The following is a 22,192-nucleotide window of genomic DNA, read 5'->3' on the forward strand; positions in this document are numbered from 1 at the left end:
CCTCGTAGGGGATTAAGACACTGACGGGCCTATAGCAAATAGCCGTCATGTGTCCAAGCGCCTGTCGCAAGCTTGCCAACCCTAATCTCTCCCAGCCTCTGCAGCACACTGGCTTCACCCGGCAACGAACCCGCCGAGTACCCCACCCCGCAGAAGGAGAGAAACCATGTCCATCCCCAAAGCCGTCTCCATCGGCCTGGCCGGCAACGAGCTGTCCAAGGTCATCACCGGCACCAGTGACGTCAGCGCCGGACGCACCGCCGTAGCCACCGGCTTGGGCGCGCTGATCGGCGGCGGCGCGGCGGGCTCCCTCACCGTCGGCGCGGCCGCGGTCGGCATCGCCGCCGCACCGATCACCGTCCCGCTCGCCGTCGCCGGCGGCGCCATCGCCTTCATCGCCAGTCTGTTCGACTGACCGGCACGCCAGCGCCCGGCATCGGCAAGCTTGCCAACCGGGCGACCCGGCGCGACGAAGGCACACGCACACCCACACACGGAGAACAGCCCATGCGCGAACTCATCTTCCTGGCCACCGGCGCCATCATCGGCGGGGTCATCACCATGCTGCGCAACGAGAAGGACGACCTCGAGCAGCAGATCGAACACGAACGCCGCGCTCGCGCCCTTGCCCAGATGCGGGCTGCCGAACCGCAGGAGGACAGCGCTCGCTGAGCCATGCGAAGGGCGGCACCGCGCCGGATTTATGCTGCATCCGGTCGGCCCTTTGCCTTCGCATTCCCCGTTGGAACTAGTACCCAACTGCCATCATGGGTAGTATCCAGGCCCGATTATGGCCGTTCTGCCTGGCTGTAGCGCACCCAGCGTCAGGCGGTCATTGGTGTCGTTATTTCCAAGGAAGCCCTGCATGAAACACATCCTGCTTGCCACGACCGGAGAGTCTCCCCAGGTTGTTACGGAAACGCTTTACGCCATCTGGAGAGAAGACAGGGCTTCCTGGCCTGTAGAAATCCATTTGATCACCACAACGCTCGGCAAGGAGCGTGCGGAAGACGGACTCATCAAACGTGGGCACTTGGCTCGGTTGTGTAGCGAGCTGGACATGCCGCCCCCACGCTTTGACGAGTCGCATATCAAGGTGGTGACCGACGCCGCGAAACGCCGAGCCGACGATGCCCGGAGCCTGGAAGATCACGAGGCGCTAGCGGACTTCATCATGAACGAGGTGCGCAAACACACCGCTGAGCAGGGCGCCGAGGAAACGGCCGTGCATGCCTCCCTGGCTGGTGGCCGCAAGACCATGACCTTCTATCTGGGTTATGCCATGAGCCTGTTTGGCCGGCGTCAGGACCGGCTATCGCATGTCCTGATCAGCAAGGGCTTCGAGGGCAACCGCGACTTCTGGTTCCCCACCCAGTCAGCCGAGTATCGCCATTTGAAGGACCGTGACGGCAAAGCGCTGGACGCGGCCAAGGCTGAAGTCACCCTCGCACCGATTCCCTTCATACGCCATCGCCAGGAACTGCCCAGCAACCTGCACAGTAGGAAAAAGAAAGGCAGCGAAGAAGTAACCTTCCGCGAACTGGTCCAGCTCATCAACCTGGGTGAACAGACGGATGACTTGTGCGTCGAGGTGAGCCTTCAACGGCGCTTGCTTCAGATCAGCGACGTGCAGGGAACCCTGAAACGGGAGATTCCCCTGGGACTGCTGGAGCTGGCGTTCTACGCGATGATGACTCGCGCCACGCTGGCCAGTAACACGGAGTTTTTCCGCCCCGGACGGGGTCACGCCTCGGTCAGCCTGGCCCAGCAATTTCTGCGTGAGTTCCTGGCCATTCGCGGCATGCCCCAATACGACAGCCTATCCGGGGCGGTGGCAGCCCTGGAGGATTGGCTGGGGTCCGGCATTCGCTCATCCAGGGATCCCTTCAGAGCCTCCACGCTGAATGCACTGAAAAACGGGATGGCCTACACCTTCTTCGACAAGCGCCTGACCGAGATCAGAAAAACCCTGGAAGCCTCGCTTCCTCAAAGCCTCTGCAAGCGACTGATACCGACCATCATCTGGTCCGAGCAAGGCTTGCCGCTCAGGGACAAGCTGAAAGCACTGGAAGAAGCGAAAGCCCGACACAAGGAACAGATGCAACAGGCCAAGGGCAAGATGCGCAAAGCTAGCCCGCCCGAAGCCGCAGACAAGGAAAGCTACAGCCGTTTCGACGGCGGATATGGGCTCGACATCAACGTGGAGAATATCCGGCTGATCGAAGCTTCCTGACTTTTCACCAAGGGCGGAAGTCGCAGCTTCCGCCTCGATTTCCCGGCAAGTTTGCCCAACCGCCTACACCTCCCTCGCAACCTCATCATGGCCCTACCCCAACGGCCACCGAGGTTGCTCCATGGATGCATCGCCGCTCTTCCTGCAGATCCTGACCCACCGCGTCGCCGCGCATCTGGCACGCAGCGGTGAGGCCGATGCCGCGCTGGCCGGCCTGCTGGCCCGCACCGCCACCCGCGACTGGCAGGACGGTCTGTGCCAGGCCCTGCTGAACGACGACGCCTTTGCCGCGCAAGTGGCCGCCCGCTCCTACCAGCACGGCAACGGCTTCCTCAAGGTGGTGCTCGCCGATCGCGGGTTCAAGCTGCGCCTGCACCTGTGGCTGCCGGGCAATCCCTGCGAGGAGAACATCCACGATCACCGCTGGAGCATCGCCTCGACGATCATCGCCGGGCAGCTGCACAGCGAGATCTGGCAGGACGCCGCCAACGACAGCGACTACGACTTGCTGGCCCAGGAGTACCGCTACGAGGCCGCTCGCCCCGGCCAGGCACCGCGCACCGTGGCGCTGGCCCGCGCGCCCTTGCGCTTGGCCGGGCGCACGCTGCACGGCGCCGGTGACCACTACGCACTGCCGACCGCCACCCTGCACCGCATCTGCAACCACGGCGACCGCCTGGTGGCGACGCTGATGTGCTCCGGCCCGTCAATGGCCGGCCACACCCGCCTGATTGCCGGCCGCGAGGGCCTGCGCCCCGACGTCGCCGCGCAGAAGCTCGGAGTCGAGCAACTGCGGGCCGGCATCCGGCGCTTCCGCGAACTGGCCGGCCTGCGCCCGGCCGCCGCCTGACCTACACAGGAGAAAAAACGCATGAACGACACCCATTCCCTGCTGCTCACCCGCGCCGGCGTGGCGCGCCTGCAGGAGCGGCTGCGCCGCAAGCTGGCCGAGTACCACGACCTTCGCGCCCAGCGTCAGGTGGCCTTCGAGCTGTCCGGCGACGGCTGGCATGACAACCCGGAGTTCAACCGCGCCCAGCAGATGGAGGCGAACTGCAATCACGAGATCAAGCGCCTCACCGAGCAGCTCGACCAGGCACAAACCATTGAAGTGCTGGACGGCCAGCGGCCGGTGGACCAGATTGCGGTCGGCAGCCTGGTGACCTTCATCCGCTGGGGCGCGCGCGGCCCCGGAAAGGAGGAAACCTGGGAAATCGGCGGCCACGGCGACAGCGACCCAACCCGCCGCTGCCTGGCCTACGACGCACCACTGGGCGCGGCGCTGTTCGGCCTGCAGGTCGGCGAGTACGCCGAAGGCGTGCGCCTGGGCGACGGGCCGGTCGATCTGGAAGTGGTGGCCCTGCATGCCAGCGAGCCGCCGCAGCTCATACGCGCCTAGCCGGCAAGCGGGCCTGCCTCTTCAGCAGGCGCGCAAAATAAGCGCAGAATGCGGCTGGCTGATGAATCGTTCAAGTCAGCTCCGAAAACTTCCCGAGCCACCTGTAATGCCGCATCATACTGATCAAATTTCACGCACCTATCTGATCAAAAAACGATCAGCATTTTGGGCATTGCAACGTACTGATTTACTTGAGAAATTTTTCGGCTTAGAGTTCAAGCGCATACCCCGCTTCGTAGGGGATTAAGACACAAGGAAGGGGGTATCTACAACGCAGGGTTAGGTTCAAGCGCATACCCCGCTTCGTAGGGGATTAAGACTTCTCAATCGTAAAGGTATGACCTTTCTTTAGAGTAGACGCCTCAGACACACCGATTGTGCGACATATTAAGATTAAGGCTGCCGCCAACCCTCACGACCCTACATGGAATGAGTACTTCGAATCCCGCTGGGCAAGAGGCCCCACGCCCCCGCTCCCCGCAAGCTTGCGATACCCCGTAATTCGCCCTGTTCCGGGCACAGTGGACGTCCTTCCTCACCGTGGAGTCCGCCATGTCCGCCACCCAGCCGCAGCCAGCCACCGCTGGCAGGTTTCTGCCCTGGATGCGTCAGTGCCGGCTGGATGACTGGCGAAATCTGCTGGCGCAGGCCACCCCGGACATCGAAGCGATGGCCTGTGACGCCGGCATCGACTGGCCCACCCTCAGCCAGCGGCTGCCGGCCTGCGGTGCGCTACTCAAGTCCCGGCAGGTGCCGGTTCTGGACGTGCGGGATCAGGGTCGCTGCGCGTTCGTCTGGCACCTGAATACCGACCGCTACGGCAACCACTGGCCGTGCCTGGTGTTCATGTCGTTCCGCCAGGGTGGCGTGCATCAGATCTTTCACGGCTACCGCTGGGCCTGGCTGGCGTTCCGCGCAGGCGGCAGGCCGCTGGCTGCGCCTGCCCGCGACGAGTACCAGGCCCGCCTCGAAACCGCCGCTGTCCAGGCGGCCAGGGCAGCCCGAGAGGCCCACGAGGCCGAGCACCACCTGCAGCGATTTCGCGCGCAGGGGCGCTGCTGGCACGCTGCCAGCCCGGCCACAGTCGATCATCCGTTGTTGCTGAAACGCCTGTGCGGCCAGGTTTCAACCGAGCTGCTGAGCCGTCTGCAGCTGCGCAGCTTCGAGCACCCGCGCGGCGCCGGGCTGATGGTCGCCTGCAGAACCACCAGCACGGCCACTGCGGCTTCCAGTTGCTGCACCCATCGCCGCTGGACGCCAGTGGCCGCACCCAGCACCTGGTTATCCGCCAGCGCGGCATGAAACACGGCTCTTTCGTGTGCATCCGGGCGATGCCCGGCCATGAAAGCTGGCCGGTGGCGATCTGCGAAGGGGTGTTCACCGCCCTCAGCGTGGCCCTGGGATGGCCAGGGCCGATTGCCGTGGCGCTCGACGCCGGCAACCTGGCCAGCGTGCGCCCGATGATTGGCCGAAACTGCGTGTTCTTCGCCGACAACGACGCCTGGGGATCGCGCAACACCGGTCTGTTGCGAGCCAGGCTGGCTCTGCAGGCCGGCGACCGCCTGGTCTTGCCACGATTCGCCGGGGAGTTCGCCGCCGAGCGGCCCACCGACTTCAACGACCTACTGCGCCTGGCCGGCCCAGCGGAACTGCTGCGTCAGGTGCGCCAGGGATGGCCTGAGCGATGAAGCGCCCATGCAACCCCACCCGCAAGCTTGCCTGGCGCGACTTTTGTTGGCTGGTTGCCATACTGCACCCCGCCACCGACAGGAGATACACATGAGCAAGCTCTGCCAAGGACTCGGCCACCTCAGCCGTGAAGAGGCACGCAAACTGTTTGATCAGCGCGTGCGGGACCGGACCGCATCACTGACTGCAAACAGCGGCGGGCTTTCCGCTTCGACACGGGAGCCGCTGGACAGTGACTGGATGGACAACCTCGACCAGGCGGACTGGGAATGCCTCATGGGGGGCCCGGACGAAAGCCTGCTGGAAAGCCTCTATGACTGATCCCGACGCCTTTATCCGTTCCAGGGAGGAATCACGCATGGCTGCTTGTCGAAAGTGCTCACTTCATCGCCCCGGACTGAATGCCAATGGCATCTGCCCGAGCTGCGTAAGATTTCATGGCGCAGATTGCCTGCCACCGATGCGCCAGCCGGTCAGGGTTCTGAGTGTGGTCAGCACCCCGGCGCGCCAACCCACCACTGAAAAGCCCACCTTCGCCGACCTGTTCGATCTGCACCCGCCGCGCCAGAAAGCCGAGCCGAGCCTACCCAGACCCGTCCGGGCAAGAGCCACAGCCAAATTGCCCAGCGCAGTTCCGCAGAAAGCGGCGAGCGGCGAGCCTCGCCCGGAGGCCCCCGTTCCTCCACCCCAGCCTCCGGTCATAGCGCCCAGGCCGGCGGTTGATCGTGACCACCTGCTTGAATTGGCGCGGACCGGGCAATTGCGCATCGAGCAACTCGAACGCTTGCTCGACAACCTGTCGTACTACGGTTTCACCCCCGCTGAGGGCAGGCAACTGGATGAATGCCTCTCCGAACGGATGCAATGGCGCGCCAACAAGGAAAGCGCTCGACGCTCGGCCCTGATCATTCATAGCCAGAGCGGCTGGTGGAGCCTTGAGCGCTGATCCGCAAGGTCGGAGCGCGACGCACCCGATACGGAGGTAATCCATGTCCATGCCCGTGGCAACCTACCAATGCACGGCCTGCGATTTTTCCGGGTGGGACTGTGTCACTTGGGGCTATCGCTACTATCAACACGGCGATCTCGAACTGCCTGTGCATGTTGCCTTGGGCTGGTGTCACGATTGCCGCCAACCCCGTTGCCGTAACGCCGCCACTGCGGCGACGCTTGGAGAACGATGTGACTGAAGTAGTCAGACCGGGGCTGTCGATTTCCATCGAGAAATGAAGTGCAGGCTCACATCTGTCAGTAAAAGCTGCGTGGATCGCACTCCGAAACTTTGGCTACGACTGGATGGGACAGCTTTTCCCTTACCAACGGCGGCAAAGCCAACGGCATTACCGGCCTCATGACTACAGGTACAGCCCCTCAGCGTTTCCTCGCGCTGGACGAAATGGAGTATTGCAGCACGCATCTCTGTGAATTATCGGGCTCATCCACTATTCACATAGAAGATTATTCAAAACCGAATAATTCAGAATAATTTTCCTCAGTGGCTAGTTCGGCCCATGGGACACGAGCTGTGGAGCCAGCGCTTCTACCCTTATCCTGACGCGGCGGGGAAATGCCATAGCGAGATAGTCGGCAAGGCTTATTGGCTGGAGATCAGCCCGTTCACGCCTGTCCGAGATTTGGGTTATTTCAGACACAGACGACGCTGGAGGTACCTATAACCAAGGAGCCAGCCATGCGCCTCTTCAGCGAACTTGTAACCCTTTTCGCCTCAATTCTTCAGCCAAAACCCGTGTACACGACCATCATCTATCCCAGCCAGGGAAAGCCGGTAGTGGTGCATGACGGCCTCAGTATTCGTCATGAGCGCAGATGGCAAATGGCCGAATCGCTGTTGGAGGAAGAAAACCCGAGCTTCTCCTTCAGCTCTCTGCACAACGATCCTACGAGCCAAACCGAGCCGGTCGAGCTGTTTCAAGCAGAAAGTTTCTCTTCGGATTTGCTCGCCAGCAGCTTCCAGCCCATGGACACCATGTGGGTCAACCCAGCCAACGGCATGCCCATGATGGACACTTGCTTCGATGTTATGGGGAACGCATATGGCATGGACATGATGAGCGACATCGCATCGTTCGATCATGCCATGAGTGACTTCGGAAGCAGCTTTTCGACCTTCGGTTTTGACTGAACCCAGGGAAGAACCTTCAGGGAGATTGGAGATGTCGCCATTGGGATTCGGAGTGAGCTTTATTGTGGCTTTTGCAGTGGGAGTTTCCTGGTTGGCTTGGGCGTTCGATGCACGAATAGAGCGCAGCAGGCGGGTTCGGCAGATTCCATTGCCGCTGGACTACACAGACTCCGGCCAACGCCGTAGGCCAAGCACCAGGGCGCGACCAGTGATCGCCCTCGCGGGGTTTCTGCTGATTCTGCTTTCGGTAGCTGGTGCAGCGGTATTGGGCCGTCTGGCTACCATGCAGCCGGGCGAGGCAGCTGCGGTGTTCATCGCCTACCCGCTGCTGAGAGGTCTTTGGGGACATATCATGGGGGTTGGCCCAATTATCTGCGTCGTCATTGCGATACCCGGCACGTATTGCATCAGAATTGGGCTTGGGCCAGAGCGACGTTGAAGCGAGGTTGCCGCTTGACCGCCACTACGGCAACAGGCTCGCACTGGAGTTAGCGTTAGATATTGAAAATGGCCGTCGCGTTGCCGTCAGGCCTCCACTACGGCAACGCTCCGTTGCTCACGTTACCTACTGATAGGAATCGTTATGGAAGAAAGCTACCGCATGCTCCAGGTAGCTATCGGCTCAAGCCTTTTGCTATTAGGTACAACAGCAATGGTTGGCCTTATCGTTGCGAGGCATCTGGATAGCAAGAATGAACGCAGCGGCCCGGATGATCGGCCCGACCCGCCCCGGCAGCACCTGTAGGCGGAGATCCTGGCACATGACTGGTTCTTCGAGTCCACTATACGACGCCACTTCTTTAGGGTGGGGTAAAAAGTGGGGTAAAAATGAGCAGCTCCCAAAAACCTTCGCCCATAAAAAAATCCAGCCACCGCTAAGTGGCTGGATTTTCTAGGGTTTTTTGGTCGGGACGGAGTGATTCGAACACTCGACCCCTTGCACCCCATGCCGGAGGTCGACCTTATAAAGCATTGATTTTATTAGGATAAATTTGAGCGCTCGCTGCAGCCACTGCTCTACTTTATCCAACGGTTTTCAACGATTTCCCGCAAAAGTCCCTATGCATTATCGAGTGCATGGCGGCCCCACTTCGCAACCAACGCCAATCAGCTGACTAGATGAGGCCACAAACTTTGTGAAAATTTCTCGTTAGGCTTTGGCCCTGTCTGCCACCAAGAAAACACATTTTCTAAGTAGGGTCTCCAGAAAGTCCGCTGTGACTGAGAAACCATCGAAATATAATCCGGCTCAGACTTTAAAGCCCGCCATAAATCGCCAGCAAAATTAGACAACACAAAGTCGACAGCTAGGATAACGTCCATGGGAGGATGGCCAATCCTAGGCGCTGGGAGTATCAATATTCTGCCATGTTCCTTATCCAGCTCATCAAGTTTCCTCCCGCCATACTGAAAATGATAGAGCGGATGAGCATCTTCCGGTTCGTTATCTTCAAAGTCAGCCGGTTCAATATGCCTATCAAAATGCCAAGAAGAAATATGAGTTCTCTTAGGGGTACAAATAACAATATTTAGCTCCAAGTGACTTATCAACTCAGAAAAATCTTCCGTACATCCCCCTTCAATTTTGAAATCCACATGAATATCCAAATATTTTTCAACAGGCGAAGGATACACTTTCTGAGGAAGTCTAACCTTGAACTGAAGATCTGAAACCTCATACCCCCATGAACTATCACCGCTCGGCTTACTCCCGATGCACTTTGCTGCAGCCTCATCAAGAACCCATGCATTACGACAAACATCAGACGCGCTATTAATTAATGCAGTTTGAAATCTACGTAAATCATTAGATATTTTTTTCCTAAAACGATCACAGACCTCCCTGTCTTTAGCCATTCTTCAATCCTTCTTTAAACTCCAAATATCGCTCCATCTCCAATGGATCGATCTTCCAGAGCGTCCTATTTATTCTATTACCTGCGGCATACGCCGAAACATACCTGCTTTCTTGCCATGGGAAACCATCTACCCTCAAAACCTTGAAAGCATCGACCGTATCCAAAGGCGCACTAGTCGCGATACAAAGCGTAGAGAAGCGATCACTATATCCTTCAACGAGAGGCGTAGCGGCGACTAATGACAATCCCAGTGCGTCATTTAGAACCCTCACACGCCCAGAGGCCCCGAATCGTCTAAGTGCTCCTTTCCCACTGTTCAACTTGTCCCAGTAAGAGCTTATGCGATGCAACCACCACCTTGTATAGGCCTCGCTGAAAACCCCGGAGTATCGGCATTCACCTAGAGCAGAAAGCAGCCCCTCCCAACTATCTCCAGATGCTTCAATATCGATACCAAGTTTTGCGGCGAGCATTCTTTCACCGACCAAAATACCCTCTTCCCTGATTAAGGAGTTAAGCACCTTTCTAGCAAAAACATAAACAACTTCACTTGACAACAAATACTGGACCAACCTTGGATCCAAGATATCTAAATCTGCTCCGCTGACACCAAGGGCTCTCGGAAGATCCCAAGATTCACCTTCCCCTTTCAGATTCAGACATTCCTTTAGGTAGCAATAGCCAACTGCAAAAGCTTGTAGCTGCAGCGTCCTCTTTGCTATTCCCTCCGGAGAAGAAACGTCCGGCCCATCTTTCAAATAAACCGCATCAAAAAGATCATGAGAAGCGCTATCAGGCTCGTATGATCTTGCAAGCTTGTCATTTACAGACCAAAGAACAATAGGAAAATTATCTATTTCTCCTAGGGCCATGCGGGTTCTTAAATCCTGGGCAAGCGTAGAGCCACGATAGAAGACCTTATTTCCATCATCATCCGGAAGCTCATCAAGACGCAGATCTACCAATACGCCAAATGGAACACCTCGAGAGCTTTCTTGCTTTATACGCTCAAACTGTTCGGCAAGCTCCTTAGGGTGCATCTTACTAAACTCGATAGACTTATCAGGTCCTTCCAAGGCATATAATACTGGATCTATCGTTTCAGCGGTTTGATCGTCAATGCAGAGATACTTAGCGGAGATCATCAGGAATTTCCTCTTCAGAAGCCCTGGGGAATTCAATTCTAATACATGTAGAATAGTTATCAGGAGGTGAAGAGACGAATATCTCTCCTCCAGCACTGACAATAATATCTCTAATGATCTTTAAACCAAGACCAGAACCAGTTATCTGCACTTCCTCATCCGCCAAGGCATCGGCAGGGGTGCTAGTGGTAAAGAAAGCATCGAACACTCTTTCTTTATGATCTTCAGGAATTCCGTCGCCATTATCAATAAACTCAATATATATTGAGTTCTCTTCAGATTCACCACCACGAATCAATATTCGCCCAGGGACTTTGGCGCGATTAATCGCCTTAAGAGAATTTGTAAACAGATTCAGAAGTATTGACGTCCATTCTGACCTATGACTAGGCTTCACAAAAAGGTCATAACCATTGAACTGAACATCCAGTATTGCCTTTTGCCTCTTAAGAGTAGGACCAATCACCTCTCTGAAATCTGAGACCACATCTCTAATCTCATGAACTTCAAGAGTACGCTGCGTATTTTGCGTAACAGCCCTATCAAAATAACGTAGATATGCCTGCAATGAATCGATGTTCTCTTTAAGATTCTTAAAAGTTTTATTGCCAGGCTCTTGCTCCGCAACTTCTAACACTCCCGAACTTATCGCAAGTAACACATGCCTAGTCTCATGCGTAAATTCGCCGATAGTGAGGCCCAGTGTAGCCAGAACACGGAGCATTCCATTTTCTTCCAGAAGAGCCTGTGATGATTCTCCTAACTCTCGAACCCTCTCAACCAACTCCTTTGCAGCTTCCGAGACCTGAGCATGCTCCCCGAGATCAAGAGACAGATTGACTCCAGAATTAATTAGCTGAATTAAGCCATTTAATTTTTTTACAAGCTGATCTGCTGTATCTATTGGTTTTTTGGGCGGGGACTCATCTGAGGCAAAAATCTTTCTACCTCGCGCCGCAGCAATTTTGATTACACCTTGAGCGAGAGCTCTGTAAACGAAATCCTGCAATTGAGAGAAAGCCAGGTTTTCGATAAGCCCCTCTCTACTTGCAGTTTCCTCAAAATTCACGCCATCGACATCGTTGATCTGAACAAAACCAAGAAAATTGGAGTTGTGATGCGGAGGAAGAATCTGCCTCAATGCAGAAGAGCGCTGCAGCCCTAGCCAGTCGTCATGGTACTCCCCGTAAGGAAGAACTCTAAAACCGTTTCGATAAATCCTGACACCGCCGCTACTTTTCAAAACATTCTTTACGATTCTTTTTGACCCCGCCGGAAGCTCATCAGCAATAAAGTAATACGCCGTAAAGCTAACACCAGCCAAGCTAGAGTAACTTTCAAACTCATGGCCATAAATATTTGTTGTTCTAGGATCGAAAGCCATGCCTTCATCTGATATGTGAATCTCATGCCGCTCGCACTTCAGAGAAACAAAGGGCCTGCCCTTTTTATCCACATGACCAGAAATAATTGCTAGAGCATTATCCAAAATGCTTTTCTGCTCACTGGCCACCAAATACTCTATACCATCTAGCTCCTCGTAGAACTCTACTTTAAATCCAGGATCTTTTTTGTTTTTCTTGGGAGAGTATATAAGAGGGAAAGGCTGAATCAAATCCGAGATATATCTATAAGCTCGTTGTATTTGAGAATTACTCCAGCTGTCCTTTAGCCCACTTATATGCAGTTGCGTTCCAACCGGCAAACCTTCCACATACCTAATATGACTTGAGATCAATATCAGGTCTCCAGTTTTAGCAAACTTCCTCCAGTCAATATTAATTCCAAGCCCCTTTTCGCTGACCTCATCCCGCGTTAAAACCTCCAGATTATTACCAAGGCGCTGAGCGGAAAAACGGCCGATTCCTTTTCGCCCTGCTCGCTGTCGTCTATACAAAGTAGATCTAGGATTATCGCTTTTGTCTTGTGTAGAAATCCTCATAAAACCATTTATTAAATTTTCTCGCCCCATACCTAGGCCATTGTCCAGAATAACCAGATCACCGCCCGCACTAGTGTGATTTCTAAAAACCACCTTCACATATGTAGCATCTGCATCATATGCATTTTTTATAAGCTCAGCGACGGCTGTTTCTTGCTTCGATACTAGCTCATGCCCCAGCCTAGATATATGACTTGCATCTACTGAAAACCGAACATTCTCTTGATCATACTTTGCTAACTCCGTAGCAAGAGAAAGAACCTTGTCGTAATCAAAGCTCGAACTGAGAAGTTCCTGAGACAGCTCATGACGAAGACTTTCCTTAGAACCACCTAGAAATTCTTCTTGCAGTTTATTCACATCCATGCCTACCCCCGATCAATTATTTGACCTTTTCGGTAACTACGAGCTTGTATGAGTGATCGCTCAAAGGTTTCCAAGTGATCGCCCAGTGACGGTCCAATTTCAGAAATCAAAAAATCGTCTACTATGCTTCGAACAAAATCGTCATCATGTTTATTCTGACAAAGAGCCTGATTAACACGTTCAAAAACTTCAAGAACGGCTTGCTCGTCAATTTCTTCAGGGCGGAGAACCATCAATTCCATAACGTCTTTCGGCTCAAGCTTTAGAGCACCAGACCCACAAGGCCGCCCAATAATTTCAGCATGCAGTTGAGTAAAACTGGAAAGCATTGAGAGAGCTAAAAACTTGCTCTCTACCTCACTCAGCCGGTTTAAAAAATATACTCTATACACTGAATTTGTACAGTTAACACCCGCTGAATTAATAATTAATCGCGGGCCGTTATGTGTCAAAAATGAAAAAAATCCGTCCGGAATTTTACCATCGTCTGGCTGATGCCATATCGACCTCTTCTTATATGTAGGTATTTCCTTCTGACTCTCAGGATACGACGACAAGTAACGAACAACCTCTGGAGACAACTTCTTTTTGCGCGTATCTAAAAGCAGGCATCTACGATCCTCCCTAGCCAGGCGAACAACCTGGGCGCGAGTAAGATTAATTCCGTCTATTTCCTTTATTTTTGGAACAACAAACTTTAAATATTTCCTATCTACTCCAGACACCCGCCAATCAGATCTCTTCCTTATAAAAAACTTTGTATCACCAGTAACAATTCCAATTCCAACTGTAGCAATATTTTTTATAGCAACAGACGGCAAAAGCTCGCAAGCCGCTATAAATCCAGAGGCATTATCTCGCGCAACAAACGAACCAATTCCAAATGACTCGAACAAACCAATATTTTCTGAACTACTTTCCCAGCGCTTTATGATGGGTTGCACATCTAACAATGTCGCAGAATGCGCGAAACGCATATCACCCAATGCAGATCTCGATTTCCGAAAGCCTTCAGCAAGAAGGACCACCGTTCTTTCCTCAGCCCCCTCATCAAGAAAAATTCGCTCTGCAAGAGAGACAACCAAACTTCTATCAAAACAACTTTCTATTAGTACATGAATCCTTTTTGCGTAATCCGACGAGAGAAAACTCCCAGGCAGCACAAATGCTAAACGGCCGCCATCTCGCATAAACTCAAATGCATGCAGGATGAAATAAACCCAAAGACTAGACTTTGCATCTACAGGCATCATCCTTTTTTCGCGCCAGTCAGATAAAGCTTTTTTTTGCGCGCTCCCTATCTGAGCATGACCAATATAAGGAGGATTTCCAATTACTGCATCCACCCCCGCCGAACAAAATTCAGAAGACTCTATGAGCAAAAAATCTTTCAATAAAAAATTGCACGAATTAAATCCGCACCGTAGCGAGCGCAATTTATCAAATGCATGGATATCTATATCACAACCAAATACACTCGAAAGCGGACTATCCGCTCCCAGCAGATCAAATCTCGAAGCAATCTCTTCTAGAAAATTACACCCGCCAAAACTTGGCTCTAAAACAACATCATCCACCGAACGAATAGCCCACTCGCACAAGATCCTACTAAGATCCGGTGGAGTGTAAAATGCTCCAAGACTACGCTTCCTTTCGTTACTTTGCTGCGGTGCCTGGCCATCAGTGACTAAGGATTCCTCCACAAACACGACAACACTCCATCAGATCATATAATAAAATCGCGCGATTTTACCACTATAAAATCAACAAGTAAACCCAGCATACTATTTGCCACTTACGCGCCACCACCGTTAAAAATAAGCCATTGACAGAAATCCAAGCCAATCAATCTCCAGCGCGCCACAGCTCATATAATAAATAAATTAAAAACGCCAATACAATCACTTGTGCCTCGACAAAATACATCCCCGACACATTACTTGCGAACCACAATTACTATAAATACCCCAACCATAATAAAGACTCTCACATATCTATTGGCATCTTCTTCCCAACAACCGTTTAATCGCTGCCTTTCGGCCCCTGAGGGATGGCCTGAAAAGCCCCTACTCGAAACATGCCCCCGGTAACCACGCGACTACAGGCTTGCAAATTTTGAAAAGACGGGCTTTTTCAGAGCCCCCTTAGATATTTACTATAATACTCTTATATAAACTCAGTGGAACACCAGCTTCGCAGCCGCCCATAGGTGATAACGATTATAGATAGTAATCACGTGAATTATGCTGCGAGCCGTGAGATCCTGCTTAGCAGGCTAGCTCGTAAATTACGGAACTAAAGTAAGAAGACACCAACCACAACTGGAGAATCTCTCCTATTCACCTACGCAATTAACCAAGTGATGTTCCCCCTCCCTGAAGCGACTACGCCACAGTAGGTTGCCATCCTGAAACCGTCGGGCTAGAGTGCGCCCGTCGTGGTAAGTCCCGCGACCGGGAGTCGAAACCCGCTTTGTCTGAGGGCGCGGCAGCGTTCATAGCTGCGTAGCAGGTACCTTGTACCCAGCTACTGCATTTCTATGGCGGACCGTGCGGGGCAGGCTTTTGCCTGGCCGGTTCCCTCGGACGCCGGTATTTCGACCCCCGTACGGTTCGCCACCATTACCGAGTCGAAACGGTGTTGGTGGTTCCTCTCACTGTCCGAGGAGCATAAGGAATGCGCTACCCCTTTTTTACCCGAGAGCTCCGCCTTGGGCTTCAGGTCTTGCTGTCCACCTCTGATCGGGAGGTGCGCCATGGCTGAGTTCGAATCCTGCGTTGTACCTTTTCCACTGCAGCGAAGCCCGCTGCATGAATCCGAACGCTCTCCCCTACCCTCCGAAGCTGCAGCTGAACTACGCGGCGTCATGCTCGGTAACCTGCTGGATCAACTGGCCGAACCTGAGGACTTGCAGCCGACAGATCTGCGCGTGCGCATCGCTGCTTATTCAGCGCTGGCTCTGCTCGATGAGATGGTCGTGCTCTATCGCCGCGCCCTCTCTGACGTTCGAGGAGGTGCCAGATGAGCAAGGGTGTGATGACTTACCTTCCACCTCACGACGGCCATCCAGGTATGGAGATCACCTGGGCTGCAGATTGCAGAGAGGCATTCGACCAGGGCGTGAAGCTGGCCCAGACCTGGCTCGATAACGCCCGCAGTGGATGGCTCTGGGCAGTGATGATCGCCGAACGCGATCTACTGCCCTGCGCTATTGAAAGACGAGCTTTTGAGGTGGGTTTCCTGAGTCGTATCCACCAGCGTATGTGCTCGCATCTTCGCTGCGGTGAACAGGCCGAGATCTATACCGCCGGTGATTCCCTTGGCCACAGAAAGACCCTGACGCTCGCCGAAGCGAGCTGTCAGGGCTGAACTGAGCCATGGCAAATGCCAAGAAGTGGCCTGTTAAAACAGACCAGGAAGGAAGGTTCTGAGCTAACGGAGTGCAGGGGCAGCGTACTGAGTCTTTGCACTTCGTTAGCCCAGAGACCGAGAATATTTCGGTAGCGGCCGTCTGCCAATCGTTTTGATGGGGCACTGGTTAGAAGTGGCGGCCAGCCTCGCTACTTTCTCGTTGTTGATGCAGGCCACATCCGCAGTTCTACTGTTCGCCAACAACGCCTCTGGGCGTTTTAGACCGTATCGATAGAGCCTGCGCGCTTCGCTTGCTGGTGGCGCCTGTGCGATCGGTGGAATGGCGGTCTTGCTGTCTCCTCTCACCCTATCACGGCGTTCTCGCCGTCAAGGGCTGCACGCGCTTCGCGCGTTTGCGGCTGGGCCGGCTATCGCCCCCTGACTGCTGCGCTGCGCCGTGCTGGGCCAGTTCCGGGCAATTCCGCCTGAGCAACTGGAGCATGATCATGTCTCAGCTTTCTCTCGCCTTTGACGCTTCTCTGATGATTCGCGACGAGCAAGGTCGCTATCTGCCTGCCACTGCAGAACAGATCCTGGATGCTGCTCGCAAGGTGATCGATCAGAAGGTTCAGCGAGGTGCAGCCTTTACGTCTTCGGAGCTGGTCAAGGAGTACTTGATCGCGAAGCTGGGTGGCTTTGAGCACGAGGTTTTTTCAGCGCTGTTTCTGGATGCCAAGCATCGCCTGATCCAGTACGTCGAGATGTTCCGCGGCACCATCGACAGTGCATCTGTATACCCGCGCGAGGTGGTCAAGGAAGCACTGCGCCTGAATGCTGCGGCAGTGATCTTCGCGCACAACCATCCAAGCGGAAATTCAGAGCCAAGCCAGGCTGACAAGGTGCTAACACAACGCTTGAAGGAAGCCTTGGCGCTGGTCGATGTCCGCTCGCTGGATCACGTCATCGTGGCAGGCCAACACACCGTATCTTTCGCTGAGCTTGGGTTGCTATGAACCAAGGGGGCTGAGCCCCCTTTTTGCTGCGCCCTTTCAGGCGTGCGCAGCGTGTTCAGCCGATTCATCTTCCTTCGCTGCCAGCCCCACCGTCCAGTGGCCGCCGTTTTCTTGGATCAGATGCAGCAGGTCGTAGGTTCTGATCATGTCGAGTAGACCAGAATGGCCGTAGGCGTTTGGCGAAAATGCCGGATCAGTACGTTTGAGGTACTGCCCAAGGGCGCTCAGGGTGACCTTGCCTTCGCTGGTTCCGCCTGCAAGCAGAGATACGGCATCCACCACGAACCTTGGTCGCCGCTTGACGACAGGCTTGCTGGGTTCAGGCTTAGCGGTTTCCTGCTTGCAGCTCGACTCAGCCTTGGCCGCAGGCTTCTCGGCATGCTCCGCAACAGGCTCTTGGAAATGCTCCTCGCGGCGCCACTCAAAGAACTGGTCACTGGCGTTGCGCAGTGCGTCGGGGGTCTTGGGTTCACCGACGATGCAGACAGTAGCGCCACGTTCTCTGAGCTTGCGACACAGGTAGGCGAAATCGGAATCGCTGGTTACCAGGCAGAATGTATCCGCACGGTGATCGAAGAGCGCCTCCATTGCGTCCAGGGCCAAGGCGATGTCGGAAGTATTCTTGCCGGCCGCATATTGGTATTGCAGGCATGGTGTGAAGGCCAGTCGAACGAGAGCCTCCTGCCATTTGTTGGCCAAGGTCCCGTGATTGCCATATCCCCTTCTCAGGACGACACGTCCGAACTGGGCGACCACGCGTAATGCGTGCTCCAGAATCTCGGGCGATACGTTGTCGCAATCCACCAAAACAGCTACACGCGTTTCTCCAGCCGGCGTGAAAACTCCCATCCCTGCTCCTATCGAGTGATCCCAGTTGAACCAATAGCCTCACGACTGCTGCCAGCACGACAGTTACAGACCGGTTTATCTGCCTCGGTCTAGTTCACTTGGCGGACGTGCGCGTCTTCAGTTCCAAAATAGAAATACCGCAATGAACAAGCGATCAGATTGTGAACTAGCAGACCGCTGGCCTCCAGCATCAGCCAGTAGCTTTGCGTAAGTCGCGGCGGAAATTTTCCAAACTCCGGAAATCGCTAGGGGACTTGGCTACGGTCACTGTCGGTCGGCCACCTGGATGAGTAAGCCGTCCATGCTTACCTCCACGATGAAAGCGCCATCCTTGACGAACCAGTTGACGGATGAGCGCATCGATTTCTTTGTTCGAACAGTACTTCATGCGCCCTCTCCTGCCTGCAGAGTGTAGCGTGCGAGGAAGCGCTCAATGTCGAAGGCCATTTGAGAAAAGGCTGCATCCGCACCTACCTCCAGGATCGGCCTACTGTAGTCGTAACCGTTCCCCGCAATCAGCGGGCTGTTCTGGAAGAAGCGCCCATGTGGATCAACCATCAGATAGGATTCGGCCATATCTTGGTTGTCTTCCGGACATAAGATATTCGCGAAGGCGCGATGACGTAGGACAAAGGCGGCGAACTGCTCTTCGCTGATGGACAAATGCTGATTGACCACGGGCAGCATGCGCAGGACTTTCCACTTATGCGGAGCAAAACGGCCTAAAAGACCGCTCATGTCTTCCGCATGGTTGGCCTGGTTGACCACAGTATTGAGTTTGAGCCTAAAACCAGGATTTAACTGACGAGCACTGTCGAGGGCACTGGCCAGATCGCTCAGGTTGAGAAGCTTGCCACGACGGTCGACTCGGCCGATTGTACGGTTGGTCTCAGAGCTACTCGAATCGATGCTGATCCCGAGCCAGATTAACTGAGTTGCCAAACGATCCAGTAGCTCCCGGGTCAGACTTGCTCCATTGCTGATCATGGAGACTTCAAAGCCAAGCGCCCGGGCCTGACTAACAATGGCCGGGAGCTTCCTGGCATGTAGCAAAGGCTCTCCGCCAGCCAGATTGAGACGGACGGAGTTCCAGGACATTCGCCTAGCCAGCGGGTTGGCGTGGTTAGTCGGGTGGAAGAATCGATACAGTTCTCTTAACAGCGCTGTAGTTTGCTCTACATCGTGGATCAACTCTCGTGGGCACGCAGATTCTTTCCAGGCTGCATAGCAGTACTGGCAACGGTAATTGCAAGCCTCGGTGAGATGCCAGTTCAGGACAAGCTGGGTGGGGGATTGCATGAAGCGGACTCCGTCTGTTGGGGTCCGCGCAGGATCTCAGTGCACCTGATTACCCGGTATGCAGAACGGCGTACCCCCTCCTCATGATTCCTGAGCAGGGGGGAGTACGCGATTCTTCAGTGTTAAGGTTGCAGCGCTTTGCAAGGATTAACGCACCTTCAACAACACCAAGGACAGGCGCCATGAGCACCCTACCGCTAGCCGAAGCTATCCTACTGGAAATTCATCAGAGCCTCGGCTGCCCAAGCTATCAGACCACCAAAAAACGCAAGTTTGCGACCGGGCAAGACAGCCTTGCTACCCACAAGGCCATGGGCGAAGAAGTCCTATACGCTATCTTCGATGCTCTCGATATGGATCCTCGGGCTCGCCTCGATGCCCTCGACAACCTTACCGAGTTTGGGAACGCCTACAAACATCTGGAACTCAATACCTGGACCTTTGCCGCCGATGAGCGCCAGATTCTGTGGATGCTGCTCGGTTATTTCTATATGCCTGGACTGGCTCGCCGCGCTGCTTTTTGGAATCTGGGCAAACCATTAGATACGGGCATGCCTGGCGGGCGCTTCTGGTATCTGCCCGAGCCCCGCAATGTGGGAGGAAAACAGAGCCTCTATCTACCCGTAGCTCAGGTAGTAGATTGGCTACTGGACTTACTGGGAATGCCTTTAGAGGAGCTTGCCGATCAGCGCAGTGAGATCACAAGAGGCGGACATGATGGCCTACGGCGATCCCTGTACAACTGGCGAAAGGATACCAACATCCGCCCCGACACCTTCCGCAAGTACTTCTCGGACAAAGCGGTCTTGGACTTCAAGGGAGCGTTCACCCTCGACAACAATCGCTCGCCTGCTGAGCAGTTCGCCGACGCGCTGGCATTTGTAACGCGTAAACAACTGACAGCAGAACAACTCCGCCTGGAAATTCCGATGACCCAGCCGGGCCGCCTTGAGGCCATTCTGGACGGTGTTGCTGATGAGGATGAACAGGCTGCTCTCATCGAATGCCTGGCTGATCGTTATGCTATCCCGTCACTACATACAGTCCGTCAACGCCTGCTCTTTGCCCGCATGGTGCAGGATGGTTATGAGCGTTTGCTCAAATTCCTGTGCCCTGGCGTTGACTCCCAATGCACTGACCCTAAGCAGAACAAACTGCTGCAGCTACTCGCTAGCTACAAGTTTGTCTACAACATGACCATCGGCGCTTGGCGCAACTGCGGCGATAAGGGTGAGGCGGCAGAGAATGCTTGGTTCGAGGACCACTTGCCCGCCACAGATAGACATGGGCTATTCCTTTCCATCCTGCCGTCACGTCGAGAAACTGCCAATATGGAACTGGCGCACCTGCTTACGCGCTACTTCTCCGAAGTGCAGGCAGGCGCAGAGCTTGAGGATCACTTGGGGCTCGATGCGGAATCCGCACGGCCAATCATCATGCGCAACGCCGAACGTACCGCTGCCATTGCAGACGAGCTGCATGCAGAGTTGCATTTGGTAGCACGCATGAAGAACTCTTCCTCTTGGCGAGCCTTGCAAAGTGAGCATCGCTACTGGGTAGTCAGCCAAGCGGCCAATCACTCCGAACTCAGTACCCGCGCTAAAACGGCCACCATTCAGCGCCTGCGCGAACTGGCCATCACTCCGGAACAGACTGTCCAGGCAATTCTGTTCGAGCTCAATGCTTACCTGAACGGCGACCATCAACAACGCCCGAAAGACAGCGGCAAGCGGGTCCAAGCACTACTCGAAGAGGCCGAGGCGAGCGATGGTTACGTTCTGTGGAAGGCCGGAATCTTGCAATACAAGGCCAAGCATCTGTTGGCCTGCAATGACTTCGAGGGTGCTGGCAAGCTTTTTCGGGAAGCTTTAGACGCTGGACTGGAGCGCAACTGTGGGCCACTGCGTGGTGAAGTGGCACGGGATTGTCTTGCCGTAGCAGTAGCTAATCAAAGGCTCGTACCGGAGAACCACGAAAAATATTATCGAGAGATGTTGGCCGGTGGGATGGTCGAGAGTAGTGAGATTCCCAGCATCGAAGATACGGCACGCTGGGCCGGCGATTACTTCTGGAACACGCTGTACAAACCCTACCCGGGTATTGAGCAGTTGGAGCCGCTGGCTCGTGAAAAAGTGCAAGAGTCTATCCAGCTTCTAATGACCGGTGACCAGACAGGACTGCTTGCCTGGATACAGCGCAATCGCAGCAAACTCAACGCGCCACTTCCGTCGGTGACCGGTGATTCACTGTTGATGCATTGGATAAAGGGGCACAGCAATTTTCTGCGCAGACTTCCGCAACATCGACATATGACACCAAACGAATTGCAAGGCGAATGGAGCCGTTTTGAGATCATGCTTAAACACTGGCATCAAGCCATTGGTATGTTGGCTCTGAAGGCACCGAAACAGCTGAATATTGCAGATTTCAAGAAGCAAACCCCGCTCATGCTGATGGCGGAGGTTGGGGATACTGAAATGGTCACGTTAATGCTGGAGGCTGGTGCCGACCCTGATATGCAGGACGTGCAGGGCATGACCGCCCTGCACTCTGCGATCAAATCCGGCGTGAACAGTTGCGTCGACGCCCTACTCGATCATCCATGCGCGCTGGATAAGACCACTTTTGACGGCCAGTCTCCGCTTCATACTTCAGCCTGGACCGCAAATCTGTATGCGACCGAACGCCTTTTACAACTAGCCCCTGAGCTTGCGTGGAAGCGAAACCTGCGCGGCATGACTCCGTTGGAGCAGGTTGAGGTCTTGATCGAACATCCAGAGGCGTTGTCCTCTTTGGCTCATAAACTCGCTCAAGCCGGTAACCGTTGTGCCAGCAGACATGATTTGCTGCGCACCGCCCAAGTGTTGGAGCAAGCGATACCGATGACCTCAAGCTAACGGGTAT

At 54.5% G+C, this 22,192-nt stretch carries 21 protein-coding genes; 14 read left to right on the plus strand and 7 right to left on the minus strand.

All coding sequences use genetic code 11. The annotated features are described in order from the left end of the window. The first annotated feature begins 166 nt into the window (after positions 1–166). From B3P22_RS17450 to B3P22_RS17495, 10 genes are all read left to right on the plus strand, one after another. Positions 167–415, plus strand: a complete 249-nt coding sequence (locus B3P22_RS17450; RefSeq protein WP_296271863.1) for a hypothetical protein — start codon at positions 167–169, stop codon at positions 413–415. Positions 416–507: 92 nt separating this feature from the next. Further along, positions 508–672 (plus strand): hypothetical protein, encoded by a 165-nt coding sequence (locus B3P22_RS17455; protein ID WP_296271864.1) that lies wholly within the window; start codon positions 508–510, stop codon positions 670–672. 193 nt (positions 673–865) lie between these two features. Continuing rightward, positions 866–2,233 (plus strand): CRISPR-associated ring nuclease Csm6, encoded by a 1,368-nt coding sequence (csm6, locus tag B3P22_RS17460; protein WP_296271865.1) that lies wholly within the window; start codon positions 866–868, stop codon positions 2,231–2,233. Between the two features lie 121 nt (positions 2,234–2,354). Further along, complete coding sequence (locus tag B3P22_RS17465) at positions 2,355–3,083, plus strand: hypothetical protein (RefSeq protein ID WP_296271866.1); 729 nt, start codon at positions 2,355–2,357, stop codon at positions 3,081–3,083. A 21-nt stretch (positions 3,084–3,104) separates the two neighbouring features. After that, a complete protein-coding gene (locus B3P22_RS17470) occupies positions 3,105–3,632 on the plus strand; it encodes a GreA/GreB family elongation factor (protein ID WP_296271867.1) in 528 nt (175 codons plus the stop codon). A 552-nt stretch (positions 3,633–4,184) separates the two neighbouring features. Next, positions 4,185–4,934, plus strand: coding sequence for a hypothetical protein (locus tag B3P22_RS17475; protein WP_296271868.1), 750 nt, complete (start codon positions 4,185–4,187; stop codon positions 4,932–4,934). Then, the gene (locus B3P22_RS17480) at positions 4,931–5,320 is read left to right on the plus strand and encodes a toprim domain-containing protein (RefSeq protein ID WP_296271869.1); all 390 of its coding nucleotides are present in this window, start codon (positions 4,931–4,933) and stop codon (positions 5,318–5,320) included. Before B3P22_RS17475 ends, B3P22_RS17480 begins: the two co-directional genes overlap by 4 nt. A 91-nt stretch (positions 5,321–5,411) precedes the next feature. After that, on the plus strand, positions 5,412–5,642 hold the full coding sequence (locus B3P22_RS17485; protein WP_296271870.1) for a hypothetical protein: 231 nt from the start codon (positions 5,412–5,414) through the stop codon (positions 5,640–5,642). Further along, on the plus strand, positions 5,635–6,267 hold the full coding sequence (locus B3P22_RS17490) for a hypothetical protein (RefSeq protein ID WP_296271871.1): 633 nt from the start codon (positions 5,635–5,637) through the stop codon (positions 6,265–6,267). Before B3P22_RS17485 ends, B3P22_RS17490 begins: the two co-directional genes overlap by 8 nt. Before the next feature lie 744 nt (positions 6,268–7,011). Then, on the plus strand, positions 7,012–7,464 hold the full coding sequence (locus tag B3P22_RS17495; RefSeq protein ID WP_296271872.1) for a hypothetical protein: 453 nt from the start codon (positions 7,012–7,014) through the stop codon (positions 7,462–7,464). Between the two features lie 1,107 nt (positions 7,465–8,571). On the opposite strand, the gene B3P22_RS17500 is transcribed toward B3P22_RS17495, so the two are convergent. The 4 genes from B3P22_RS17500 to B3P22_RS17515 are packed head-to-tail and all read right to left on the minus strand — an operon-like array spanning position 8,572 to position 14,485. Next, positions 8,572–9,321, minus strand: coding sequence for a hypothetical protein (locus B3P22_RS17500; RefSeq protein ID WP_162884220.1), 750 nt, complete (start codon positions 9,319–9,321; stop codon positions 8,572–8,574). Then, the gene (locus tag B3P22_RS17505) at positions 9,314–10,468 is read right to left on the minus strand and encodes a hypothetical protein (RefSeq protein ID WP_296271873.1); all 1,155 of its coding nucleotides are present in this window, start codon (positions 10,466–10,468) and stop codon (positions 9,314–9,316) included. Before B3P22_RS17505 ends, B3P22_RS17500 begins: the two co-directional genes overlap by 8 nt. Beyond that, positions 10,455–12,776, minus strand: coding sequence for a sensor histidine kinase (locus tag B3P22_RS17510; RefSeq protein ID WP_116618494.1), 2,322 nt, complete (start codon positions 12,774–12,776; stop codon positions 10,455–10,457). Before B3P22_RS17510 ends, B3P22_RS17505 begins: the two co-directional genes overlap by 14 nt. 2 nt (positions 12,777–12,778) lie before the next feature. Next, positions 12,779–14,485, minus strand: coding sequence for an N-6 DNA methylase (locus B3P22_RS17515; RefSeq protein ID WP_296271874.1), 1,707 nt, complete (start codon positions 14,483–14,485; stop codon positions 12,779–12,781). A 1,046-nt stretch (positions 14,486–15,531) separates the two neighbouring features. Here B3P22_RS17515 and B3P22_RS17520 point away from each other — a divergent pair. The 3 genes from B3P22_RS17520 (at position 15,532) to radC (ending at position 17,140) form a co-directional block, all read left to right on the plus strand. Continuing rightward, positions 15,532–15,801 carry a hypothetical protein gene (locus B3P22_RS17520; RefSeq protein WP_116618488.1) on the plus strand — a complete coding sequence of 90 codons (270 nt, stop codon included), beginning with the start codon at positions 15,532–15,534 and terminating at the stop codon, positions 15,799–15,801. Further along, a complete protein-coding gene (locus B3P22_RS17525) occupies positions 15,798–16,145 on the plus strand; it encodes a LasR-specific antiactivator QslA (RefSeq protein WP_108232763.1) in 348 nt (115 codons plus the stop codon). The genes B3P22_RS17520 and B3P22_RS17525 overlap by 4 nt, the downstream gene beginning before the upstream one ends. A 488-nt stretch (positions 16,146–16,633) precedes the next feature. Next, positions 16,634–17,140, plus strand: a complete 507-nt coding sequence (gene radC, locus B3P22_RS17530) for a RadC family protein (protein WP_100549409.1) — start codon at positions 16,634–16,636, stop codon at positions 17,138–17,140. Between the two features lie 36 nt (positions 17,141–17,176). Here radC and B3P22_RS17535 read toward each other — a convergent pair whose 3' ends face one another. From B3P22_RS17535 to B3P22_RS17540, 3 genes are all read right to left on the minus strand, one after another. Beyond that, on the minus strand, positions 17,177–17,989 hold the full coding sequence (locus tag B3P22_RS17535; RefSeq protein ID WP_100549410.1) for an NYN domain-containing protein: 813 nt from the start codon (positions 17,987–17,989) through the stop codon (positions 17,177–17,179). A 190-nt stretch (positions 17,990–18,179) separates the two neighbouring features. Then, a complete protein-coding gene (locus B3P22_RS23940; RefSeq protein WP_125851392.1) occupies positions 18,180–18,377 on the minus strand; it encodes a type II toxin-antitoxin system HicA family toxin in 198 nt (65 codons plus the stop codon). Further along, complete coding sequence (locus tag B3P22_RS17540; RefSeq protein ID WP_100549411.1) at positions 18,374–19,288, minus strand: viperin family antiviral radical SAM protein; 915 nt, start codon at positions 19,286–19,288, stop codon at positions 18,374–18,376. Before B3P22_RS17540 ends, B3P22_RS23940 begins: the two co-directional genes overlap by 4 nt. A gap of 182 nt (positions 19,289–19,470) precedes the next feature. On the opposite strand from B3P22_RS17540, the gene B3P22_RS17545 reads away from it, so the two are divergent. Then, positions 19,471–22,185, plus strand: a complete 2,715-nt coding sequence (locus B3P22_RS17545; RefSeq protein WP_296271875.1) for an ankyrin repeat domain-containing protein — start codon at positions 19,471–19,473, stop codon at positions 22,183–22,185. The last annotated feature ends 7 nt before the right edge of the window (positions 22,186–22,192 follow it).

It is taken from the genome of Pseudomonas sp. UBA6323 (genome assembly GCF_002439135.1).
Taxonomy (GTDB): Bacteria; Pseudomonadota; Gammaproteobacteria; order Pseudomonadales; family Pseudomonadaceae; genus Aquipseudomonas.

Bases quoted from the DNA above. Each gene is read 5' to 3' on its own strand.
- B3P22_RS23940 (WP_125851392.1), bottom strand. From the start codon at position 18,377: ATGAAGTACTGTTCGAACAAAGAAATCGATGCGCTCATCCGTCAACTG.
- B3P22_RS17535 (WP_100549410.1), bottom strand. From the start codon at position 17,989: ATGGGAGTTTTCACGCCGGCTGGAGAAACGCGTGTAGCTGTTTTGGTG.
- B3P22_RS17520 (WP_116618488.1), top strand. From the start codon at position 15,532: ATGGCTGAGTTCGAATCCTGCGTTGTACCTTTTCCACTGCAGCGAAGC.
- radC (WP_100549409.1), top strand. From the start codon at position 16,634: ATGTCTCAGCTTTCTCTCGCCTTTGACGCTTCTCTGATGATTCGCGAC.
- B3P22_RS17450 (WP_296271863.1), top strand. From the start codon at position 167: ATGTCCATCCCCAAAGCCGTCTCCATCGGCCTGGCCGGCAACGAGCTG.
- B3P22_RS17510 (WP_116618494.1), bottom strand. From the start codon at position 12,776: ATGGATGTGAATAAACTGCAAGAAGAATTTCTAGGTGGTTCTAAGGAA.
- B3P22_RS17465 (WP_296271866.1), top strand. From the start codon at position 2,355: ATGGATGCATCGCCGCTCTTCCTGCAGATCCTGACCCACCGCGTCGCC.
- B3P22_RS17525 (WP_108232763.1), top strand. From the start codon at position 15,798: ATGAGCAAGGGTGTGATGACTTACCTTCCACCTCACGACGGCCATCCA.
- B3P22_RS17455 (WP_296271864.1), top strand. From the start codon at position 508: ATGCGCGAACTCATCTTCCTGGCCACCGGCGCCATCATCGGCGGGGTC.
- B3P22_RS17495 (WP_296271872.1), top strand. From the start codon at position 7,012: ATGCGCCTCTTCAGCGAACTTGTAACCCTTTTCGCCTCAATTCTTCAG.
- B3P22_RS17470 (WP_296271867.1), top strand. From the start codon at position 3,105: ATGAACGACACCCATTCCCTGCTGCTCACCCGCGCCGGCGTGGCGCGC.
- B3P22_RS17485 (WP_296271870.1), top strand. From the start codon at position 5,412: ATGAGCAAGCTCTGCCAAGGACTCGGCCACCTCAGCCGTGAAGAGGCA.
- B3P22_RS17475 (WP_296271868.1), top strand. From the start codon at position 4,185: ATGTCCGCCACCCAGCCGCAGCCAGCCACCGCTGGCAGGTTTCTGCCC.
- csm6 (WP_296271865.1), top strand. From the start codon at position 866: ATGAAACACATCCTGCTTGCCACGACCGGAGAGTCTCCCCAGGTTGTT.
- B3P22_RS17545 (WP_296271875.1), top strand. From the start codon at position 19,471: ATGAGCACCCTACCGCTAGCCGAAGCTATCCTACTGGAAATTCATCAG.
- B3P22_RS17480 (WP_296271869.1), top strand. From the start codon at position 4,931: ATGAAACACGGCTCTTTCGTGTGCATCCGGGCGATGCCCGGCCATGAA.
- B3P22_RS17490 (WP_296271871.1), top strand. From the start codon at position 5,635: ATGACTGATCCCGACGCCTTTATCCGTTCCAGGGAGGAATCACGCATG.
- B3P22_RS17505 (WP_296271873.1), bottom strand. From the start codon at position 10,468: ATGATCTCCGCTAAGTATCTCTGCATTGACGATCAAACCGCTGAAACG.
- B3P22_RS17540 (WP_100549411.1), bottom strand. From the start codon at position 19,288: ATGCAATCCCCCACCCAGCTTGTCCTGAACTGGCATCTCACCGAGGCT.
- B3P22_RS17500 (WP_162884220.1), bottom strand. From the start codon at position 9,321: ATGGCTAAAGACAGGGAGGTCTGTGATCGTTTTAGGAAAAAAATATCT.